This is a genomic window from Amycolatopsis sp. cg9 (assembly GCF_041346945.1).
Lineage (GTDB): Bacteria > Actinomycetota > Actinomycetes > Mycobacteriales > Pseudonocardiaceae > Amycolatopsis.
The window spans coordinates 4,687,130-4,707,222 of record NZ_CP166850.1 but is presented as its reverse complement, the minus strand read 5'-3'; the positions used below and the strand labels follow the sequence as shown (position 1 = coordinate 4,707,222).

Below are 20,093 nucleotides of genomic sequence, written 5' to 3'. Positions count from 1 at the left end.
GCACTGCCGGGCCCCGAAGCCGCGGCGTTGCCGGCTTCCGAGGTCGCCGAAGCCGCCGATCGGGCCGCCTTACCGGGTCCCGAAGCCGCGCTGCCGGCTGCCGAGGCCGCCGTTCCCGAGGTCTCCGGTACGACCGGCGTCTCCGCCGTCGTGCCGGTCCCCGGGAACTCCGGCGCGGCCGGGGTGCCGGCTTGTGCCGGCGCCGGCGTCCCGGGCGCGGCCGCCGGGTGTTCTCCGGTGGCGTCCACCCGGTCCTCGCGTTCCTCGCTCACCTGTGCCATCAGACCTCGAGCAGCTCGGCTTCCTTGTGCTTGACCAGCTCGTCGACCTTGTGCACGTAGGTGTCGGTCAGGTTCTGCAGTTCCTTCTCCGCGCGCGCGACGTCGTCCTCGCCGGCCTCGCCGTCCTTGGCGATGCGGTCCAGTTCGTCCTTGGCCTTGCGGCGGATGCTGCGGATCGACACCCGGGCGTCCTCGCCCTTGCCCTTGGCGACCTTCACCATCTCCTTGCGCCGCTCCTCGGTGAGCTGCGGGATGACGATGCGGATGACCTGCCCGTCGTTGCTCGGGTTGACGCCGAGGTCCGACTCCCGGATCGCCTTCTCGATCGCGCCGAGCTGCGTCTGGTCGTAGGGCTTGATGAGCGCCATCCGGGCTTCCGGCACGTTCACGCTCGCCAGCTGGTTCAGCGGGGTCGGCGAGCCGTAGTACTCGACGACGATCCGCGCGAACATCGTCGAGGAAGCCCGCCCGGTGCGTACCGACGTCAGCTCGTCCTTGGCGACGGACACCGCTTTTTCCATCTTCTCCTCGGCATCGAGGAGGGTCTCGTCGATCACGGCTACTCCCGTTGTTGTGATGGGTGGCGCTTGCTGATCCCAGCAGGTCTAGGCCGGCACCCCGTCGGCGGGGGTGCTGACCAACGTGCCGATTCTTTCACCACTCACCGCGCGGGCGATGTTCCCCTCGGTGAGCAGGTTGAACACGATGATCGGCATGTTGTTGTCCATGCAGAGGCTGAACGCCGTCGCGTCGGCGACCTTGAGGTCCCGCTCCAGCACCTCGCGGTGGGTGATCTCGCGGAACATCTCGGCGGTCGGGTCGCTCTTCGGGTCCGCGGTGTAGACGCCGTCGACGGCCTTCGCCATCAGCACGGCTTCGCAGCCCAGCTCCAGCGCCCGCTGCGCGGCCGCGGTGTCGGTGGAGAAGTACGGCATGCCGACCCCGGCGCCGAAGATCACGACGCGGCCCTTCTCCAGGTGCCGCTCGGCGCGGCGCGGGATGTAGGGCTCGGCGACCTGGCCCATCGTGATGGCGGTCTGCACGCGGGTGGGCAGGCCCTCCTTCTCCAGGAAGTCCTGCAGCGCCAGGCAGTTCATCACCGTGCCCAGCATCGCCATGTAGTCGGCGCGGTCGCGGTCCATGCCGCGCTGCGAGAGTTCGGCGCCGCGGAAGTAGTTGCCGCCACCGATCACGACCGCGACCTGGACGCCGGTGCGGGCGACGTCGGCGATCTGCTGCGCGACCGAGTGGACGACATCCGGATCGACGCCGATCGAACCACCGCCGAACATTTCGCCGCCCAGTTTCAGCAGCACCCGCCGGTAGCCACCTTCGACCCGGTCACCCATCTATGTCGCCTCCTAGGCCCCTCGACCGTCATTTTCTTTTCTGGACCCGACAGTGCCCCGTCCCCGATGGACGGAGACGGGGCACTGTGGGTGTGAAACCTACGCCCTGGCCTGGGGTCAGGCCTGGCCGACCTCGAACCGCGCGAACTTGGTCAGCGTCACGCCGGCCTCGTCGAGCAGGGCCTTGACGGTCTTCTTGTTGTCCTTGACCGACGGCTGCTCGAGCAGGACGTTGTCCTTGTAGTAGGCGTTGACCTTGCCCTCGATGATCTTCGGCATGGCCTGCTCCGGCTTGCCCTCTTCGCGAGCGGTCTTCTCCGCGATCGAGCGCTCGTTCTCGACGATCTCGGCCGGCACCTCGTCGCGGGTCAGGTACTTCGCGCGCAGCGCGGCGACCTGCATGGCGGCGCCGCGAGCGGCCTCGGCGTCGTCACCGGTGAACTCGACGAGCACGCCGACGGCCGGCGGCAGGTCGGAACCGCGGCGGTGCAGGTAGGTCGCGGTCTGGCCCTCGAAGGCCACGACGCGGCGCAGCTCGAGCTTCTCGCCGATGCGGGCCGACAGCTCCTGGACGACCTCGCTGACGGTCTTGCCGTCGAGCTCGGCGGCCTTGAGCGCCTCGACGTCGGAAGTCTTGAGGGTCTTCGCGACCTCGACGATCTTCGCGGCCAGCGCCTGGAAGTCGGCGTTCTTGGCGACGAAGTCGGTCTCGGAGTCGAGCTCGATCAGGACGCCGCCGTCGCCGGTGACCAGGCCCTCGGCGGTGGCGCGCTCGGCGCGCTTGCCGACGTCCTTGGCACCCTTGATGCGGAGGAACTCGACGGCCTTGTCGAAGTCGCCGCCGTTCTCTTCCAGGGCCTTCTTGCAGTCCATCATGCCCGCGCCGGTCAGCTCGCGCAGGCGCTTCACGTCAGCGGCGGTGTAGTTCGCCATTCTGGTAAATCCGTCCTTTTCAGGTACGTAAGCCTTGGAGGGTGCTGCGCCCGTGCGGCCGGCCGGAACCGGCCGCACGGGCGGGTGAACATCAGGAGGAGGCGGTCGCCTGCTCGGTGGCGGCTTCGGTCGCGGCAGCGGCCTCGGTCGCGTCGGCGGCGGCGGTCTCGGAGCCGGCGAGCAGCTCCTTCTCCCACTCGGCCAGCGGCTCGTCCGTGGCGACACCCGGCTCCGGCTTCGCGTCGGCCGACGCACCGTTGCGGCTGGAACGCGCCATCAGACCGGCGGCCGCGGCCTCGGCGACGACCTTGGTCAGCAGCGCGGCCGAGCGGATCGCGTCGTCGTTGCCCGGGATCGGGTAGTCGACCTCGTCCGGGTCGCAGTTGGTGTCCAGGATCGCGACGACCGGGATGTTCAGCTTGCGAGCCTCGCCGACGGCGATGTGCTCCTTCTTCGTGTCGACGATCCACACGATGCTCGGCACCTTGGCCATGTCGCGGATACCGCCGAGGGTCTTCTCGAGCTTGTCCTTCTCGCGGGTCAGCGTCAGGATCTCGCGCTTGGTGAGACCCTCGAAGCCGCCGGTCTGCTCCCGCGACTCGAGCTCCTTCAGGCGGAGAAGACGCTTGTGCACCGTCTGGAAGTTGGTCAGCATGCCGCCGAGCCAGCGCTGGTTCACGTAGGGCATGCCCACGCGCGAGGCTTCGGCCGCGATGGCTTCCTGAGCCTGCTTCTTGGTGCCGACGAACATGATCGTGCCACCGTGCGCGACGGTTTCCTTGATGAACTCGAACGCGCGGTCGATGTAGGTCAGCGTCTGCTGCAGGTCGATGATGTAGATGCCGTTGCGCTCGGTGAAGATGTAGCGCTTCATCTTCGGGTTCCACCGGCGGGTCTGGTGCCCGAAGTGCACGCCGCTGTCGAGCAGCTGCTTCATGGTGACGACGGCCATTGCCGGAATCACACCTCTTCTGTGTAGTGCGCGCCGGTGTTGATCGGCGCGCTGCTCGGTTTTGTCGCTCCCGGCCGGGTGGCCGTTCGCCCTGGTGCCCGTGGCGGCGTCCGGACCCCGAGGTGATGAGGAACCCCAGGGACCGCCGGACCCCGTGCGTCTCCCCCGCGTGGAAAATCGAGGGGAACGCGCACGTGCACGCGAAGTCAGTCCGCTCACACGGACCGCGCAAAAGATTCTACCCCCTCCCACCACCCCACCCCCCACCGGCGGCGATTGGACGGCGGAGTTGTCCACATGGGGTCCGGTTATCCACAGATTCGCCGGCGCTCCCCCACGGGGCCGTCGGGTGCCGCAGGCTGGAGGCATGGAGTCGATCATGCGTTCCCGGCGGTGGGTGCCGGGCTGGTTCGGAGTGGTGTTCGTGCTGGTAGTGGCGGTTTGCGTGGGGTTGGGAGGTGGGGTCGGGACGGCGATGGCGCCTGCCCGGGATCCGGTTTCGGAGAGACCCGAGACGGCGGTCGCGTCCTCGGCCGCGGGGGCGGTGGAGCTGGGGATAGCTGGTGGGCGGGGCGTCGATGCGGGGGTGCCGCCGACGTCGCCGTTGTCCTTGCCCGCGCCGCCGGCTGGGCTGTGGCCGCCTCCCCTGCCGGCCCCGCCTGTGGGGTCTCGGCCGCCACCGCTGCTCGCCTCGCGGTCGGAGCCTGGGCCGCCTTTGGTGCGCGCCTCGCCGCCAGCGTCGCAGCTGCTGCTCGCCTCGCGGTCGGAACCTGGGCCGCCCTTGGTGCGCGCCTCGCCACCGGCATCGCAACCACTGCTCGCCTCGCGGTCGGAACCTGGGCCGCCCTTGGTGCGCGCCTCGCCACCGGCATCGCAACCACTGCTCGCCTCGCGGTCGGAACCTGGGCCGCCCTTGGTGCGCGCCTCGCCACCGGCATCGCAACCACTGCTCGCCTCGCGGTCGGAACCTGGACCGCCCTTGGTGCGCGCCTCGCCACCGGCATCGCAACCACTGCTCGCCTCGCGGTCGGAACCTGGACCGCCCTTGGTGCGCGCCTCGCCACCGGCATCGCAACCACTGCTCGCCTCGCGGTCGGAACCTGGACCGCCCTTGCTGCGCGCCTCGCCGCCAGCGTCGCAGCCGCTTTCGGTGCGCGCCGGGCCGCCAAGGTCGTGGCAGCTGCTCGCCTCGGCAGGGGCGTGGCCGGACTTGCTGCCCGCGCCTCGGCTGCTCGGGTCGGCGGCGGCGTTCCGGCAGTCTGTCCTCTCGACCGCGGGCTCGCCGGCCGGGCGAGCAGCACCCTCCTGGGCAACTGCGCTCCTGGCGGGCCCCGGGGCGGCGCGGGATGTGCGGCAGCCGCGGCTGTCCTGGCCGTTGTCACCCGTTCCGGTGGTGACCAAGTACTTCGACGCCCCCGAGACGCCCTACGGCGCCGGCCATCGCGGGGTCGACCTGGCCGCCGTGCCCGGGCAGGAGGTGCTCGCGGCCGATGCGGGGGTCGTCGTGTTCGTCGGGCCGGTGGGCGGGCGGACCGTCCTGTCCGTCGACCACGACGGTGGGCTGCGCACAACCTATGAGCCCGTCCTGCCGAAGGTGGCCGTGGGCGAGCAGGTGTACCGGGGGCAGGTGCTCGGGACCGTCCTCGCCGGGCACCCCGGGTGCCTGGTGGCGGCCTGCCTGCACTGGGGCGTGCGGCGGGGCGACGAGTACGTCGATCCGCTGGCCCTGACCGGCGAGGTGGGCGAATACCGGCTCAAGGCGTGGGGAGGCGGTGCGTGATCAGGTGCCGGTCTGCTCGACGAGCTTCGCGCGCAGGCGCATGACGGCCCGGGTGTGCAGCTGGCTGACCCGCGACTCGGTGACGCCGAGGACCTTGCCGATCTCGGCGAGGGTCAGGCTCTCGAAGTAGTAGAGGCTGACGACGATCTTGTCCCGCTCCGTGAGCTGCGCGATGGCCTGCGCGAGCTGGCGGCGGTTGTCCTGGTCGACGAGCACCGCGACCGGGTCGACGGCGTCGTCGTCGGGCAGCGTGTCGACCAGGGAGCCGCTGTCCTTGCCGGCGGCCACCAGGTCCTCCAGCGCGACGACGCTGGTCAGCTGCAGCTGGCCGTAGAAGTCGCGCAGGTCGTCGAGGCCGATGCCGAGTTCGGCGGCCAGCTCCGCGTCGGTCGGGGTGCGGTGCAGGCGGGCGCCGAGGCGCTCCATCGCGCGCTCGGCCTCCTTGGCCTTGCTGCGGACCGCGCGCGGCACCCAGTCCTGCGAACGGAGGTCGTCGAGGATCGCGCCGCGGATGCGCTGCATCGCGTACGTCTCGAAGCGGAGGCCGCGCTCGGGGTCGAACTTCTCGATCGCGTCGACGAGGCCGAAGATGCCCGACTGCACGAGGTCGCCGACGTCGACGTGGGTGGGCAGGCCGGTGCCGACCCGGCCCGCGACGTACTTGACCAGCGGGGCGTAGTGCAGCACGAGCCGATCGCGCGACGCCTGGTCCGGGCTGTCGGCGAACTGCCGCCACAGCGCCGCGATCCCGGCGTCGACGTCGTAGCCGGCCCGGGTGTCCGCGGGCGCGGCGGCCTCACCGTGAGTGGTCACTCCGGCGGCTTCGGTCACGTGCGGTCCTGCGGTCATTGCACAGTCGTTCTCGGCATGCGGCTCAGTGTCGTCTCCGTGCTCGTGCGGATGCGCGTGCGCCGCCGGGCCCGCTGCTGACGACCCCGGCGAGACCCCCGGGGCCGCCTCAGGCCCTGGGGTGCGCTCGGTCATGGATCGCTTTCAACCGGTCGACGGTCACATGAGTGTAGAGCTGCGTCGTGGCAAGCGTAGCGTGACCAAGCAGTTCCTGAACGCTCCTGAGATCCGCGCCCCCTTCGAGCAGATGCGTCGCGGCGGAATGACGCAGGCCGTGCGGCCCCATGTCGAGTGCTCCGGGCACCGCCGTGACGGCGTCGTGCACCACGCGCCGCACCGCCCGCGGGTCGACGCGTTTGCCGCGGACCCCCAGGAAAAGCGCGGGCTCGGCGCCGTCACCACCGCTTTCGGCGACGATCTTCGGCCGCCCCTCCTCGATCCAGTCCGTCAGCGCCGCCGCTGCCGGCACGCCGAACGGGACCACGCGCTCCTTCGCGCCCTTGCCGAGCACCGTCACGACACGACGGGAGAAATCGGCCCCGCCGACGTCCAGACCGCACAACTCGGACACGCGGATGCCCGTGGCGTAGAGCAGCTCGACGATCGCGCGATCACGCAGTGCGACCGGATCGCGTTGCTCCGCACCCGCCGCCGACGCCTGCATGACCTCCCCCGCCTGCCCGGCACGCAGCACTCCGGGCAGGGTGCGGTGCGCCCGAGGGGCGGCGAGCCGGCCGCCCGGGTCGGCGGCCAGGACACCGGTCCGGTGCGCCCACGCGGTGAACGTCCGGGCCGAGGCGGCCCGCCGCGCGAGCGTCGTGCGGCTCGCCCCACCGGACTGCTGCGCGGCGAGCCACGCCCGCAGCCGGGCGAGGTCGAGGTCGGCGAGGCCGCCCCCGCCGTCCGCGACGAAGCCCAGCAGCGACACCGCATCGCCGATGTACGCGCGAACGGTGTGCGCGGAGAGGCCCCGTTCGAGCCCGAGGTGCCGTTCGTACCCGGTGACGACGGCCCGGGCGGGCTCGGGCAGCGCGGCCCGGAGCGCGCGCAAGTCGGGACGGCGGGCCCGGCCAGAGCGTGGTGACGGCATGCTGTCACGCTGCGCGAACTACCGCCCGCGGTCAAGGATCGCCACGCGGGCCCACCGGACCGGCCGAACCCCGTCGACGATTTCTCCCGGATTTCGTGGCGTTCACGCGCTTTCCCTCCGGCGTCGCCACCCCGCTTCCCCGCGGACGGCGAATCCGTCGATCTCCAGGGCCGGCAGCAGGGCCCGCACGCGCCGCAGCGGAATGCCCGCTTCGACCGCGATCTCCGCGTCGGACCGGTCCGCGCGCACGGCCAAGGCCTCGTAGGTGCGCAGCGCTTCGGGCCCGAGCCGGTCAGTGGACCGCGTTCGGCGATCAGATGCGGTTTCCTCGGCGATGCCGAAGTGGCCCACCGTCTCGAGGACCTGGTCGATCGTCGAAACCAGCGTCGCCCGGGAGTCGCGGATCAGCTCGTGGCAGCCGACGGACATGGCGGACGAGATCGGCCCCGGCAGCGCCATCACGATCTTGCCGAAGGCGCCGGCGGTGCTCGCGGTGTTGCGGGCGCCGCTGCGTTGCCCGGCCTCGACCACGACGGTGCCTTCGGTGAGCGCCGCGATGAGCCGGTTGCGAACGAGGAAGCGGTGCCGAGCCGGCGGGGTGCCGGGCGGGTACTCGCTGACGACCGCGCCGCCGGAGCGCACGATCCGGTTGAGCAGGCCGACGTGACCGGCCGGATAACCGGCGTCGACGGCGCAGCCGAGCACCGCCACGGTGACCCCGCCGGCGGCGAGCGCGCCGCGGTGCGCCGCCCCGTCGATGCCGTACGCCGCCCCCGAGAACACCGGTACGCCCCGGGTGGCCAGCCCGTAGGCGAGCTCGGCCGCGTGGTGTTCGCCGTACTCGGTGGCCGCTCGGGCGCCGACGACAGCCACGGCCCGGTCGGTGGCGGTACCGAGGGCGACCTCCCCGGCCACCCACAGCGCCAGCGGCGGCACGGCCTCGGTCACCCCGCGCTGCGCGGCCTGCTCGACGGCGAGCAGCGGCCAGCCGGGCCACTCGTCGTCCTCCGGCACGACCAGCCGCGCACCGGCCTCGGCGGCCCGGGCGAAGTCCTGGGCGACCAGGTCGTACTCCCGCCGGGCCTCGGTCGCCTTCAGCACCTCGGCCGGGCAGTCGCCGCCACGGACTCGCCGGGCAGCCGCGACCGGCCCGTGTTCGGCGACGAAGGCGACCAGCGCCGGTGCCGGTGGTTCGGCGACTCGAAGCAGGTAGGCGCGGGCCTGGCGCACCTCGTCGGGACTCATGCCGCCACCCGTTCGCGGAAGTCCAGCGCCGCACCGACCTGTTCGGCGCCGGGGCGGTCCTCGCCGTCCAGGTCGGCCAGGGTCCACGCGATGCGCAGGCAACGGTCGGCGCCGCGGCCACTCAGGAAACCACGGTCCATGGCGCGGTCCAGGAGGACCGTTGCGTCCGGGGGCAGCGCGAACTCGCGGCGCAACGCCGGACCGGGTACCTCGGAGTTCGAGCGCCAGCCCTGCTCCTTCCACCGGTCGGCCGCGCGGTGGCGAGCCTCGAGCACGCGCTCACGGACTTTCTCCGTCGGCTCCGCCGCGTCGGTGTCGTGGGCGCTGAGCGCGCTCAGCGGGCGCAGGCGGACGGACAGGTCGACGCGGTCGAGCAGTGGCCCGGAGAGGCGGCTGAGGTAGCGGCGGCGGGCCGTCGGTGTGCAGACGCAGTCGGTGTCCTTCGGTGGCGCGCACGCGCAGGGGTTGGTCGCCAGCACGAGCTGGAACCGCGCCGGGTAAGTGATCGCGCCTTTGACGCGCGCGATGCGCACCTCGCCTTCTTCGAGCACCGTCCGCAGTGATTCGAGGCGCTCGCCGCCGAACTCGCAGACTTCGTCGAGGAACAGCACGCCGCGGTGGGCGCGGCTGATCGCGCCCGGGGAGGCGAGACCGCTGCCGCCGCCGATGAGCGCCGCGACCGTGATCGAGTGGTGCGGGGCCACGAACGGCGGCACGGTGACCAGCGGTGACGACTTCGACAGCGACCCGTCGACCGAGTGCACCGCGGTGACCTCCAGGGACTCCTCGGGCGACAGCCGGGGCAGCAGGCCGGGCAGGCGTTTCGCCAGCATCGTCTTGCCGACGCCGGGCGGGCCGGTGAACAGGACGTGGTGCCCGCCCGCGGCGGCCACCTCCAAGGCCCAGCGGGCTTCCGGCTGTCCGACGACGTCGGCGAGGTCCGGCACGACCGGCGGGACCGCCGGGCCGGGTGGCTCCGGGTGCGCCAGCTCGCCTTCTCGCTTCAGCCACGCGACGAAATCCCGCAAGTGCGGTGCGCCCGCGACTTCGATGCCGTCGACCAGCGCGGCCTCCACGAGGGACTCCGCCGGGACGACGGCGCGTTCGTAGCCGGCCGCGCGGGCCGCCAGCAGGCCGGGGAGGATGCCGCGGACCGGGCGGACGCGGCCGTCGAGGGCGAGCTCGCCGAGCAGGACCGTGCCGAGCAGCCGGGTCGCCGGGACCGAGCCGGTCGCGGCGAGCACCGCGGCGGCGATGCCGAGGTCGTAGGCCGAGCCGACCTTCGGCAGGTTCGCCGGGGACAGGCCGAGCGTCACCTTGCCCTCAGGCCACGGCTGCCCGGAGTTGCGGACGGCCGACCGGACGCGGTCCTTCGCTTCGCGCAGCCCGGCGTCGGGCAGGCCGACCAGGGTGATGCGGCTGAGGCCGCCGCCGAGGTCGGCTTCGATCTCGATGACCCGGCCGTCGATCCCCAGCAACGCGACGCTCCAGGCTTTGGCGATGGGCATCAGAACGCCGCCTCGAGGTGCTGGAGGCGGGGCTTTGTGCCCGGTTCGGCGAGGATGGTGACGACGTCGTAGCGGACGGGGCACCAGCCGATGCGGAACTCGCGCAGCCAGCGCTGAGCGGCCCGGCGGACGCGGCCGGCTTTCTCCTCCGTGACGGTTTCCGTCGGGAGGCCGAATTCGGTGCCGGAGCGGGTTTTCACCTCGCAGACGATGACGCGGGCGCGGTCGGTGAAGACCAGGTCGAGCTCGCCTTCGCGGCAGCGCCAGTTGCGGGCCAGCAGGACGAGGCCGCGGTCCTGCAGGTAGCGGAGGGCCAAGTCCTCGCCCCAGGCGCCCAGGTCGCGGCGGTGTCTTGCGAGCTCGTCGGTGCCCGTCATCGTGTTCGCCCCCTCGTCGGTCCGCGCCGGTCACCGGGGTGGTCCCGGCGATCACGGTGCGTGTGCGTTCGACGATGCCAGCGGGCGGAGGAGCTCGACCAGAGCCGATTCGCGGACCTGTGGACAACCGGGGTGTTGTGGACAACTGGTCCCGGGGTGCGGCGGAAGGCGCTCGGATTGTCGGTGCGGTGTGCTAGGAGCCCGAGCCGAGGGCGCCGCTGGTGGAAGGCGCGAGCCAGGACAGCCGGCGCACCTGATGCCGGGCCGTCCTGGACACGGCCGCTGCGTGCCAGCGATCGGAAGCTCCGAGGTGACCGGCATGAGAAGTGGCAGCTCAGCGGGCTGCGAGCCAGCGAAGTGGGACGAAGAGCCGCGTCGGCAGGACGGGTCTCCGGCGCGAACCGCGGCTGTCACGCCAGCCGAAAGACCTGCTCGCATCGGGGGAAGCCGAGGGCGTACGAAAAGAAACCGCGCCGGCTCACCCGGGGAGGTGAGGCGGCGCGGTTCCTTCGAGAGCGGGGTCAGCCCGAGAACGGGCCGTCTTCCGGGAGGCGTAGGTCGGGTTTGTCGAGCTCCTCCACGTTGACGTCCTTGAACGTGATGACCCGGACGTGCTTGACGAAGCGGGCCGGGCGGTACATGTCCCAGACCCAGGCGTCCGACATGCGGACCTCGAAGTACACCTCGCCGCCGCCGTCGCGGACCTGGACGTCCACTGCGTTGGCCAGGTAGAACCGCCGCTCGGTCTCCACCACGTACGAGAACTGACCCACTATGTCGCGGTACTCGCGGTACAGCGAGAGCTCCATCTCGGTCTCGTACTTCTCGAGATCCTCTGCGCTCATGAAATCCGCGCCCCTCCTCGGGATCGTGCTGCTGCTCCGCCGGCGGAGCGTTCATTGTGACCCACACCCGCGGCCGGGGCATGCAGCGGCAGGCTGAGTTGTGGCTCGAGTGCTTCGTCGAGAGCCGCGGACAAGGTCGCCGTCGTGCCGGCCTCCATGGCTTTCTCCAGGGCCGCGTACGTCAGCAGGACCGGCCTGGTGGGGCGCACGCCGTGCTTGACCGCCACCGTGGCCACGTTCGTGTAAGACCAGCGGTGGACGTCGCTGGGGCCGTGTTCGCGCAGGGCCGCCAAATGGTCCGACGTGCTGTAACCCTTGTGCACGTCGAAACCGTAGTGCGGCAGGTCGTCGTGATAGCCCGCCATGATGCGGTCCCGCGTCACCTTCGCCAGCACCGACGCGGCCGCGATGCAGGCCACCGAGCGGTCGCCCTTGATCACCGCCGTGTTCGGGGCGGTCAGGCCCGGGACGCGGAAGCCGTCGGTGAGGATGTAGCCGGGGTGCACGCGCAACGCCGACGCGGCCCGGCGCATGCCCTCGAGGTTCATCACCCGGATGCCGTATAGGTCGACCTCCGCCGTCGGGATGACGATCACCGAATAGTCGACGGCCCGGGCGAGGACCAGGTCGTAGACCCGGTCGCGCGCCTTCGCCGTCATCAGCTTGGAGTCGGTCAGCTCGGTCAGCTTCGCCGCGTCGCCCTGCTTGAGCACGCAAGCCGCGACCACCAGCGGCCCCGCGCACGCCCCGGCGCCGGCTTCGTCCACACCGGCGACCGGGCCGAGGCCACGGCGGTCGAGCGCGCCCTGCAGACCCCAGAAGAGGTCGCCGCGCACCACGGCCCGCGGTGGCCGGATCGGCTCGGCCGCGGTGAGGGGAACGGGAAGAGTCAAGGCTGGATCACCCGTCGGGGGTGGTTAGCGTTTCCGGCGCAGTCCGGACTTCAGCTTGCGCCCGAGGAACAGCGTCGGCCAGGCCGCCGCGATCCCGGCGCCGAGCGGGAGCCCGCTCTGCCACGCCGGCGCGCCGAGCGCCACCGGCTGCGCCGACTCCTGCGGGTTGTGGTCGCTGATCCCGCCCCAGCGGCTCGGCGGGAGGACGATGATCCGCGCCTTGCCGATGATGTTGTCCACGGGAACCGCGCCGTTCACGCCGCCGCCGCCCTGGAACCGGGAGTCGTCGGAGTTGTTGCGGTTGTCGCCCTGGACCCAGACCATCCCGGCCGGCACCTTGACCGGCTCGAAGGTCTTCTGCTCCTGGACCGACGGGTCTTCCCAGTGGATGTACGGCTCGTCGAGCGACTTGCCGTCCACGACCATCCGGCCCTGCGAGTCGCAGCACTGGACGGTCTGGCCGCCGACCGCGATCACCCGCTTGACGAAGTCGCGCTCGTCCGGCGGGGCGAACCCGACCAGCGAGCCGAGCCCCTGGATCGCGCGGACGACGATGTTGCCGGATTCCTGCGGCGCGATCTCGTTGTTGATCCAGGCCGGCGGGCCCTTGAACACGATCACGTCACCCGGGGCGGGCTCGGTGAAGTCGTAGGTGACGCGGTCGACGAGGATCCGGTCACCGTGGCAGCCGGGACACCCGTGCAGCGTGGCCTCCATGGACCCCGAAGGGATCATGAAGACTTTCGCGAGGAATGTCTGGATCAGGATCGTGAGCACCAAGGCAATCACGAGCAGGATCGGCAGTTCCTTCCAGAACGACCGTTTCTTGGCGGGCTTGGCTCGCCGCCGGCGGGATCCCCCGCGCTCCTCGGAACGGGACAGCCGCGGCTTGTCCTCTTCGGAGCGATCGGGGTCATCCTCGGGAGCGTTCTGGGACACGGGTTCGGCCACGTCGTCAGGCTACCGGTAACCGGGTTGTGACTCAGTTAGCCGAGGCCGTCTCGCGGTTCTCGCGGCGCTCCTTGATCTTGGCCTTCTTGCCGCGGAGGTCGCGCAGGTAGTAGAGCTTCGCGCGCCGCACGTCACCGCGCTTGTGCACCTCGACCTCGGCGATGTTCGGCGAGTGCACCGGGAAGGTGCGCTCCACGCCGACGCCGAAGGAGACCTTGCGGACGGTGAAGGTCTCCCGGATGCCGCCGCCCTGACGGCGGATCACGACGCCCTGGAAGACCTGGTTGCGCTCGCGGTTGCCCTCGATGACGCGGACGTGCACCTTGAGCGTGTCGCCCGGGCGGAAGTCCGGGATGTCGGAACGCAGCGACTGCTTGTCCAGCGCGTCCAGGGTGTTCATCGGTGGTCCGTCCTCGTCTTCGTATGGCTTGCGTACACGTCCCCAGGCGCGCAACGGTGCCGCTGCGGGCGACCCGGGGGGCTGCTGGCGGGCTCGCGGACGACGAGGTCCACTCACGCCAACCTGTCAAGTATCGCAGACGCCGGCACCGGTCGAGCAACCGGCCCTAGGCCTGCTCGGGGTCCAAGCCCTGGAGGACCCCGCGATCGTGCTTGTCGAGACTACCTTCCGGCAGCGCCGCCAGGAGATCGGGGCGGCGCCGGGCGGTGCGCTCGAGCGCCTGGTCGCGCCGCCAGCGGTCGATCAGCGCGTGGTTCCCGGAGCGCAGCACGTCCGGCACGGCCAGCTCCCGCCACACCTCGGGGCGCGTGTAGCTGGGCCCTTCGAGGAGGCCGTCGGAGAACGAGTCCTCGGCGGCCGAACGCGCGTTGCCGAGCACCCCGGGCAGCAGCCGGACGACGGCCTCGACGATGACCAGCACCGCCGCCTCGCCGCCGACCAGGACGTAGTCGCCGATCGACACCTCGTCGACCGGCATCCGGCGGGCCGCGTCGTCGACGACGCGCTGGTCGATGCCCTCGTACCGGCCGCAGGCGAACACCAGGTGCTTTTCCGAGGCGTACTCGTGCGCCAGGTCCTGGGTGAACGGCCGGCCCGCCGGCGTCGGCACGACCAGCCGCGTCTCCGGACGGCAGACGTCGTCCAGCGCCGGGCCCCAGATCTGCGGCTTCATGACCATGCCGGGACCGCCGCCGTACGGGGCGTCGTCGACCGCGCGGTGCACGTCGTGGGTCCAGTCGCGCAGGTCGTGCACGCCGACCTCGATGAGGCCGCGGTCGATCGCCCGGCCCAGCAGCGCGGCGCGCAGCGGGTCGAGGTATTCGGGGAAGATCGTGACGACGTCGATCCGCATTTCAGGCGTCCAGGAGCCCTTCCGGCGGGTCGAGCACGACCCGGCCGCCGGCGACGTCCACGGTGGGGACGATCGCGCGGACGAAGGGCACCAGCACCTCGCGGCCCTCGACGTCGATTTCCAGCAGCTCGCCCGCGGGCGAGTGGACGACCTCGACGACCTTGCCGACGACCGTGCCGTCGGTCAGCTCGGCCCGCAGGCCGGCCAGCTCGTGGTCGTAGAACTCGTCCGGGTCGGTGGTGGGCGGCAGCGTGTCGGTGTCGGCGAGCAGGAGGGCGCCCCGCAGCGTCTCGGCGACGTCGCGGGTCAGGACCTCCTCGAAACGCACCAGCAGCCGCCCGCTGTGTTCGCGGGCGGCTGCGATGGTGAGTTCCCTTTTGCTGCCGTCACGCAGCTTCGTCGTCACGGCCGCACCGACGCGGAACCGCTCGTCCGGCGAGTCCGTGCGCACGTCCACCGCGAGTTCCCCGCGGATTCCGTGCGCCTTGGCGATGCGGCCGACTACGACGTCCATCCTGACCGTTTCCGAAAAGGCTCAGCGGTCGGTGTCGACGACGTCGACGCGGACGCCGCGGCCACCGATGCCGCCCATGACGGTGCGCAGGGCGGTCGCCGTGCGACCACCCCGGCCGATCACCTTGCCGAGGTCGTCGGGGTGCACGTGCACCTCGAGCGTCCGGCCACGGCGAGTGGTCAGCAGCTCGACCCGGACCTCGTCCGGGTTGTCGACGATCCCGCGCACCAGGTGCTCGAGGGAGTCAGCCAGAAAGCTCACTCGGCCTTCTCACCCTCGGTGGCTTCGGCCTTCTCGGCCTCGGCCTTCTTCGGGGTCGACTTCTTCTTCGGCGTGGTGGCCTCGGTGGAGGGCTCCTCGCCGGCGGCGGCCAGGGCCGCGTTGAACAGGTCCTGCTTCGACGGCTTCGGCTCGGCCACCTTCAGGGTGCCCTCGGCGCCCGGCAGGCCCTTGAACTTCTGCCAGTCACCGGTGATCTCCAGCAGGCGCTGGACCGGCTCGGTCGGCTGCGCGCCGACACCCAGCCAGTACTGGGCGCGCTCGGAGACGACCTCGATCAGGCTCGGCTCTTCCTTCGGGTGGTACTTGCCGATCGTCTCGATGGCCTTGCCGTCCCGGCGGGTGCGCGCGTCGGCGACGATGATGCGGTAGTACGGCGCACGGATCTTGCCGAGGCGCTGCAGCTTGATCTTGACGGCCACGGGTGTGGGTTCTCCTCGAATCTCTCTGGTGCTGGGCTGGGCGCACGCGGGCCGAGTGGGGACACGGACGCGGGCACCCGAAGGTCAGGAGCTTTCGCACGGTGAGAGGGTCCGGCGGAAGCAGGCAGTGACCCATTCTGCCAGACGGCTGCCGCGGCCCCGGAAAGAGGCTCAGAAAGAGGCCACGCCGAGCGCGCCGAGCAGGATGGTGAGCGCCGGGAGGAAGTTGTTGACCTGGTGCGCGACGATGCTGGCGGGCAGCCGTCCGGTGACCAGCCGCGCCAGGCCGATCGGAACCGCGATGACCAGCAGCAACGTCGTCCGCAGCGGCTCGAGGTGGCTCGCCGCGAACACCGCCGTGGACAGCAGGAAGGCGGCGACGCGGCCCCAGCGCTCGCTGCGCCACTGCAGTTGCTCGGCCGCGCCCCACAGCAGGCCGCGGTAGATGATCTCCTCGCAGATCGGGCCGAGCAGCCAGAGGTAGACGAACATCACGACGGCCGCCGAGACCGACATCCGGCGGTCCTCGACCAGCGCGCTGATCGCCGACGTCGCGTTGGCGTCGCCGACCAGCCGCGTCCAGAGGTAGGCGGCGATCGTGGTGAAGACGAGCCCGACGCAGCCGTACCGGAAGCCGGTCTTCACGTCGGCCCAGCGCCACTCGATCTTGAAGTCGGCGACGGGCCCGTTCCCGCGCACGTACGTGATCAGCACCGCGACACCCGCGGCGATCATCGTCGGCAGCATGGTGCCGAGCAGGACGACACGCATCGGCAGCGGACCCGGCCCGGTGTCCCCGACCAGCACGGACACGAACGCGGCGGTGGCCAGCAGGACGGCTTCGACGAGCAGGAAGGCACCGAACCCCCACCGGTGCCGCGGCGCGGCCGGCAGGAAGACGGGCTCGTCCGGTTCGGGCAGGGGCGTGGCGTCGGCAGCCGGGTCCCGGGGCTGGGAAGTGGTCACGCCTTGCCCTCCGCGTCGCTCGGCTCCTGCCTCGAGCCTAGCCGCCGGGAGGTGATCACACAGTATCCGTCCGACTACTGTCCATCGATGTTCGCAACGTTCAGTGCGCGACGAACAGCAGCACGGCGGGCGGGAGGTTGTTGGCGGCGTGGGCGATCACGCCGGCGCTGACCCGGCCCGACAGGTGCCGGGCGAGCCCGATCGCGATGCCCTGGCCGATCAGCGCGAGCGTACGGGTCGGCTCGCCGTGGAGCTGGGCGAACACCACCGACGTCAGCAGGAGCACCACCCACGGCGGGACTTTGTGGAAGGCCAGCGCGTTCCAGAGCGTGCCGCGGACCAGCAGTTCTTCGGTGATCGGGGCGCCGGCGATGACGATCACCGCGGCCAGCACCAGCCACACGGTGTCGCCGTCGAAGGTGTCGGCGAGGTCGGTCAGCGGGCTGTCGGAGGCGTCGTCGGCGCCGTAGACCGCGATCAGCACCAGGTTGAGCCCGTAGCCGACGACCAGCGCGAGCACCCCGCAGGCCAGGCCGATGCGGACGTCGCGCCAGGTCGGTTTGAGCCCGAAGTCGGCGCGCAGCCCCTGGCCCCACCGCCACGAGCCGACCGCCGGGCCGAGGCCGAGCAGGAGGTTGGGCACGAAGGCGAGGAGCAGGAGCGGGCCGATGTCGTGCAGCTCGAGGGGGTCGAACTCGCCGACGTTGCGGTTCACCGCCGCGGCGATGATCAGGTTGATGAGGTAGTAGCCCGCGATCCCCGCGATGAACGCCACGAAACACCAGTGCGCTCCCAGTACGCGCCGTGCGCCGTCGTCGTCCGTCACGCTCCCCACGCTAAAGTGCCGACCCCGCAAGGAAAACAGCGGGGTCTACGCGTAGACGACGCCGCCGAGCACGACGTGCGAGGGATGCCGCAGGACGCCCAGGTCGTCGCGCGGATCGCTCGGGTAGACGAGCAGGTCGGCCGGGGCGCCGTCGGCGATGCCGGGGTGGCCGAGCCAGTCGCGGGCCGCCCAGGACGCGCTCGCGAGCGCCTGCTCGCGGGTCATGCCCGCGCGGTGCAGCGCCTCGATCTCGTCGACGAGCCTGCCGTGCTCGACCATGCCGCCGGCGTCACTGCCCGCGAAGACGCGTACGCCCGCTTCGATCGCCGTCGCGACCATCTCGCCGACGCCGGCGTGCAGCGCCCGCATGTGGTCCGCGTACACCGGGTACTTGCCCGCCTTGTCCGCGATGCCCGGGAAGTTGTCGATGTTGATGAGCGTCGGCACCAGGGCGACGTCGTGGCGCGCCAGCTCGGCGAGCTGGTCGGCGCTCAGGCCGGTGCCGTGTTCGAGGCAGTCGATGCCCGACGCGATCAGCCCGGGCAGCGCCGCTTCGCCGAACACGTGCGCGGTGACGCGGGCGCCGTGCTCGTGCGCCACCTCGACGGCTTCGGCGAGGACGTCGTCCGGCCACAGCGGCGCGAGGTCGCCGACGCCGCGGTCGATCCAGTCGCCGACGAGCTTGACCCAGCCGTCGCCGTCCCGCGCCTGCTCGGCGACCGCGCCGGGCAGCTGCGCGGGGTCGTCCAGCTCGATGCCCAGGCCGGGGATGTACCGCTTGGTCAGCGCGAGGTGCTGCCCGGCGCGGATGATCGTCGGCAGGTCGGCGCGCCGCTGCAGGGGCCGGACGTCGATCGGCAGCCCGCAGTCGCGGATGAGCAGCGTGCCCGCCGCACGGTCCTGCAGGGCCTGCTCGGTCGCCTCTTCGAGCGAGACCGGCCCGCCGACGCCGATGCCGGGGTGGCAGTGCGCGTCGACCAGCCCTGGCACGAGGAAGACGTCCCGGCCCAGCGACTCGGCGTCCGGTACCGGCTCGAACGAGATCCGGCCGCCGGTGATCCAGAGTTCGCGGGACTCGCCGCCGGGCAGGACCACCCCGGCGGCGTGCAGCGCGGTGCTCAATTGTCCTTGGGGTTCTTCGGCAGCTTGAACTTCGACGGGTCGAAGCCCGGGACGTCGTTCATGCCGCCCAGCTGCGACAGGTCGGGCATGCCGCCCGGCATCTGCCCGCCCGGGGGCAGCATCGGCATGCCGCCGGGGAAGCCGCCGCGGACCTTGGGCTGGGTCGGGCCGCGCCCGCCCTTCTTGCCCTTCTTGCCCTTGCGCTTCGAGCTGCCGCCCCCGCCGCCGAAGCCGAACCGGCCGGCCATCTGCGCCATCATCTTGCGAGCCTCGAAGAACCGGTTGACCAGGTCGTTGACCTCACGGACGGTGACGCCGGAGCCGTTGGCGATGCGCAGCCGGCGCGAGCCGTTGATCATCTTGGGGTCGTCGCGCTCGGCCGGGGTCATGCCCCGGATGATCGCCTGCAGCTTGTCCAGGTGCTTGTCGTCGACCTGGGCGAGCTGGTCCTTCATCTGACCGGCGCCCGGGAGCATGCCGAGCAGGTTGCCGATCGGGCCCATCTTGCGGACCGCGAGCATCTGCTCGAGGAAGTCCTCGAGGGTGAGCTGGCCGCTGGACAGCTTCGCCGCGGCCTTCTCGGCCTGGTTCTGGTCGAAGGCCTGCTCGGCCTGCTCGATCAGGGTCAGGACGTCACCCATGCCGAGGATGCGCGACGCCATCCGGTCCGGGTGGAAGGTGTCGAAGTCCTCGAGCTTCTCGCCGTTCGAGGCGAAGAGGATCGGCTGGCCGGTGACCTCGCGGACGCTCAGCGCGGCACCACCGCGGGCGTCGCCGTCGAGCTTGGTGAGCACGACGCCGCTGAAGCCGACGCCGTCGCGGAACGCCTCGGCCGTGGTCACGGCGTCCTGGCCGATCATCGCGTCGACGACGAACAGGACCTCGTCCGGCTCGACCGCGTCGCGGATGTCCGCGGCCTGCTTCATCAGCTCTTCGTCGACGCCCAGGCGGCCCGCGGTGTCGACCACGACGACGTCGTGCTGCGCGTGCTTGGCCTCGGCGATGGCGCGGCGGGCGACGTCGACCGGGTCGCCGACACCGTTGCCGGGCTGTGCTGATGCACCGGTCGCTGTCGCGCCCGGATGTGGCGCGAAGACTGTGACCCCGGCGCGCTCGCCGACGACCTGCAGCTGCGTGACGGCGTTCGGGCGCTGGAGGTCGCAGGCGACCAGCATCGGCGCGTGGCCCTGCTTCTTCAGCCACAGCGCGAGCTTGCCGGCGAGGGTCGTCTTACCGGCACCCTGCAGGCCCGCCAGCATGATCACGGTCGGCGGCGTCTTGGCCAGGTTGAGCCGGCGCGTCTCGCCGCCGAGGATCGCGACGAGCTCCTCGTTGACGATCTTGACGACCTGCTGCGCGGGGTTGAGCGCCTGCGAGACCTCGGCGCCCTTCGCCCGCTCCTTGATCTTCGCGATGAAGGTCTTGACCACGCCGAGGGCGACGTCGGCCTCCAGCAGCGCGATGCGGATCTCGCGCGCGGTGGCGTCGATGTCGGCGTCGGACAGCCTGCCCTTGCGCGTGAGCGTCTGCAGGGCGGCGGTGAGCCGATCGGAGAGGGTGTCGAACACGGGTGTGCACGCTCCAGCTGGGTCGAGAGT

Annotated in this window: 22 protein-coding genes; 1 reads left to right on the top strand and 21 read right to left on the bottom strand. The window is 71.5% G+C overall.

Going from position 1 to position 20,093, the window contains the following annotated elements; translation table 11 throughout:
• Positions 1 to 280: 280 nt before the first annotated feature.
• From frr to rpsB, 4 genes are all read right to left on the bottom strand, one after another.
• On the bottom strand, positions 281 to 838 hold the full coding sequence (frr, locus tag AB5J73_RS22580; RefSeq protein ID WP_086855890.1) for a ribosome recycling factor: 558 nt from the start codon (positions 836 to 838) through the stop codon (positions 281 to 283).
• Between the two features lie 48 nt (positions 839 to 886).
• Positions 887 to 1,630, bottom strand: a complete 744-nt coding sequence (pyrH, locus tag AB5J73_RS22575) for a UMP kinase (RefSeq protein ID WP_072480944.1) — start codon at positions 1,628 to 1,630, stop codon at positions 887 to 889.
• 117 nt (positions 1,631 to 1,747) lie between these two features.
• Positions 1,748 to 2,563, bottom strand: coding sequence for a translation elongation factor Ts (gene tsf / locus AB5J73_RS22570; RefSeq protein WP_370971953.1), 816 nt, complete (start codon positions 2,561 to 2,563; stop codon positions 1,748 to 1,750).
• Positions 2,564 to 2,654: 91 nt separating this feature from the next.
• Positions 2,655 to 3,515, bottom strand: coding sequence for a 30S ribosomal protein S2 (gene rpsB, locus AB5J73_RS22565; protein WP_370971951.1), 861 nt, complete (start codon positions 3,513 to 3,515; stop codon positions 2,655 to 2,657).
• A 1,321-nt stretch (positions 3,516 to 4,836) separates the two neighbouring features.
• On the opposite strand from rpsB, the gene AB5J73_RS22560 reads away from it, so the two are divergent.
• A complete protein-coding gene (locus AB5J73_RS22560) occupies positions 4,837 to 5,295 on the top strand; it encodes a M23 family metallopeptidase (RefSeq protein ID WP_370973286.1) in 459 nt (152 codons plus the stop codon).
• Here the strand turns inward: AB5J73_RS22560 and AB5J73_RS22555 are convergent, their stop codons facing one another.
• From AB5J73_RS22555 to ffh, 17 genes are all read right to left on the bottom strand, one after another.
• Positions 5,296 to 6,144 carry a FliA/WhiG family RNA polymerase sigma factor gene (locus AB5J73_RS22555; RefSeq protein ID WP_160697626.1) on the bottom strand — a complete coding sequence of 283 codons (849 nt, stop codon included), beginning with the start codon at positions 6,142 to 6,144 and terminating at the stop codon, positions 5,296 to 5,298.
• 109 nt (positions 6,145 to 6,253) lie between these two features.
• Positions 6,254 to 7,234, bottom strand: coding sequence for a tyrosine recombinase XerC (locus AB5J73_RS22550; protein ID WP_370971949.1), 981 nt, complete (start codon positions 7,232 to 7,234; stop codon positions 6,254 to 6,256).
• A 102-nt stretch (positions 7,235 to 7,336) separates the two neighbouring features.
• Entirely contained in the window at positions 7,337 to 8,479 is a 1,143-nt protein-coding gene (gene dprA, locus AB5J73_RS22545) for a DNA-processing protein DprA (RefSeq protein WP_370971947.1), read from the bottom strand.
• The gene (locus AB5J73_RS22540; protein WP_370971945.1) at positions 8,476 to 9,987 is read right to left on the bottom strand and encodes a YifB family Mg chelatase-like AAA ATPase; all 1,512 of its coding nucleotides are present in this window, start codon (positions 9,985 to 9,987) and stop codon (positions 8,476 to 8,478) included. The genes dprA and AB5J73_RS22540 overlap by 4 nt, the downstream gene beginning before the upstream one ends.
• Complete coding sequence (locus AB5J73_RS22535; protein WP_370971943.1) at positions 9,987 to 10,364, bottom strand: YraN family protein; 378 nt, start codon at positions 10,362 to 10,364, stop codon at positions 9,987 to 9,989. Before AB5J73_RS22535 ends, AB5J73_RS22540 begins: the two co-directional genes overlap by 1 nt.
• A 521-nt stretch (positions 10,365 to 10,885) precedes the next feature.
• Positions 10,886 to 11,209, bottom strand: a complete 324-nt coding sequence (locus AB5J73_RS22530; protein ID WP_003096226.1) for a DUF2469 domain-containing protein — start codon at positions 11,207 to 11,209, stop codon at positions 10,886 to 10,888.
• Positions 11,206 to 12,048, bottom strand: a complete 843-nt coding sequence (locus AB5J73_RS22525) for a ribonuclease HII (protein ID WP_370973284.1) — start codon at positions 12,046 to 12,048, stop codon at positions 11,206 to 11,208. The genes AB5J73_RS22530 and AB5J73_RS22525 overlap by 4 nt, the downstream gene beginning before the upstream one ends.
• Before the next feature lie 78 nt (positions 12,049 to 12,126).
• Positions 12,127 to 13,053, bottom strand: coding sequence for a signal peptidase I (gene lepB / locus AB5J73_RS22520; protein ID WP_370971941.1), 927 nt, complete (start codon positions 13,051 to 13,053; stop codon positions 12,127 to 12,129).
• A gap of 31 nt (positions 13,054 to 13,084) precedes the next feature.
• Positions 13,085 to 13,453 (bottom strand): 50S ribosomal protein L19, encoded by a 369-nt coding sequence (gene rplS, locus AB5J73_RS22515; protein WP_086855881.1) that lies wholly within the window; start codon positions 13,451 to 13,453, stop codon positions 13,085 to 13,087.
• Positions 13,454 to 13,619: 166 nt separating this feature from the next.
• Positions 13,620 to 14,366: a tRNA (guanosine(37)-N1)-methyltransferase TrmD gene (trmD, locus tag AB5J73_RS22510; RefSeq protein WP_370971939.1), complete on the bottom strand. Its 747-nt coding sequence runs from the start codon at positions 14,364 to 14,366 to the stop codon at positions 13,620 to 13,622.
• A gap of 1 nt (position 14,367) precedes the next feature.
• A complete protein-coding gene (rimM, locus tag AB5J73_RS22505; RefSeq protein WP_370971938.1) occupies positions 14,368 to 14,880 on the bottom strand; it encodes a ribosome maturation factor RimM in 513 nt (170 codons plus the stop codon).
• Between the two features lie 21 nt (positions 14,881 to 14,901).
• Positions 14,902 to 15,141 carry an RNA-binding protein gene (locus AB5J73_RS22500; RefSeq protein WP_003103110.1) on the bottom strand — a complete coding sequence of 80 codons (240 nt, stop codon included), beginning with the start codon at positions 15,139 to 15,141 and terminating at the stop codon, positions 14,902 to 14,904.
• Positions 15,138 to 15,581 (bottom strand): 30S ribosomal protein S16, encoded by a 444-nt coding sequence (gene rpsP / locus AB5J73_RS22495; RefSeq protein ID WP_370971936.1) that lies wholly within the window; start codon positions 15,579 to 15,581, stop codon positions 15,138 to 15,140. Before rpsP ends, AB5J73_RS22500 begins: the two co-directional genes overlap by 4 nt.
• A 171-nt stretch (positions 15,582 to 15,752) precedes the next feature.
• A complete protein-coding gene (locus tag AB5J73_RS22490; RefSeq protein ID WP_370971934.1) occupies positions 15,753 to 16,547 on the bottom strand; it encodes a lysostaphin resistance A-like protein in 795 nt (264 codons plus the stop codon).
• 100 nt (positions 16,548 to 16,647) lie between these two features.
• Positions 16,648 to 17,373 (bottom strand): lysostaphin resistance A-like protein, encoded by a 726-nt coding sequence (locus AB5J73_RS22485; protein ID WP_370971933.1) that lies wholly within the window; start codon positions 17,371 to 17,373, stop codon positions 16,648 to 16,650.
• Between the two features lie 45 nt (positions 17,374 to 17,418).
• The gene (locus tag AB5J73_RS22480) at positions 17,419 to 18,495 is read right to left on the bottom strand and encodes an amidohydrolase family protein (protein ID WP_370971931.1); all 1,077 of its coding nucleotides are present in this window, start codon (positions 18,493 to 18,495) and stop codon (positions 17,419 to 17,421) included.
• Entirely contained in the window at positions 18,492 to 20,063 is a 1,572-nt protein-coding gene (gene ffh / locus AB5J73_RS22475) for a signal recognition particle protein (protein WP_370971929.1), read from the bottom strand. Before ffh ends, AB5J73_RS22480 begins: the two co-directional genes overlap by 4 nt.
• Between the last annotated feature and the right edge of the window lie 30 nt (positions 20,064 to 20,093).

Excerpts from the sequence above, each read along its gene's own strand:
- rimM (WP_370971938.1), bottom strand. The coding sequence starts at position 14,880 with ATGGACGTCGTAGTCGGCCGCATCGCCAAGGCGCACGGAATCCGCGGG.
- rplS (WP_086855881.1), bottom strand. The coding sequence starts at position 13,453 with ATGAACACCCTGGACGCGCTGGACAAGCAGTCGCTGCGTTCCGACATC.
- trmD (WP_370971939.1), bottom strand. The coding sequence starts at position 14,366 with ATGCGGATCGACGTCGTCACGATCTTCCCCGAATACCTCGACCCGCTG.
- tsf (WP_370971953.1), bottom strand. The coding sequence starts at position 2,563 with ATGGCGAACTACACCGCCGCTGACGTGAAGCGCCTGCGCGAGCTGACC.
- AB5J73_RS22555 (WP_160697626.1), bottom strand. The coding sequence starts at position 6,144 with ATGACCGCAGGACCGCACGTGACCGAAGCCGCCGGAGTGACCACTCAC.
- rpsB (WP_370971951.1), bottom strand. The coding sequence starts at position 3,515 with ATGGCCGTCGTCACCATGAAGCAGCTGCTCGACAGCGGCGTGCACTTC.
- dprA (WP_370971947.1), bottom strand. The coding sequence starts at position 8,479 with ATGAGTCCCGACGAGGTGCGCCAGGCCCGCGCCTACCTGCTTCGAGTC.
- AB5J73_RS22535 (WP_370971943.1), bottom strand. The coding sequence starts at position 10,364 with ATGACGGGCACCGACGAGCTCGCAAGACACCGCCGCGACCTGGGCGCC.
- AB5J73_RS22550 (WP_370971949.1), bottom strand. The coding sequence starts at position 7,234 with ATGCCGTCACCACGCTCTGGCCGGGCCCGCCGTCCCGACTTGCGCGCG.
- AB5J73_RS22530 (WP_003096226.1), bottom strand. The coding sequence starts at position 11,209 with ATGAGCGCAGAGGATCTCGAGAAGTACGAGACCGAGATGGAGCTCTCG.
- AB5J73_RS22540 (WP_370971945.1), bottom strand. The coding sequence starts at position 9,987 with ATGCCCATCGCCAAAGCCTGGAGCGTCGCGTTGCTGGGGATCGACGGC.
- pyrH (WP_072480944.1), bottom strand. The coding sequence starts at position 1,630 with ATGGGTGACCGGGTCGAAGGTGGCTACCGGCGGGTGCTGCTGAAACTG.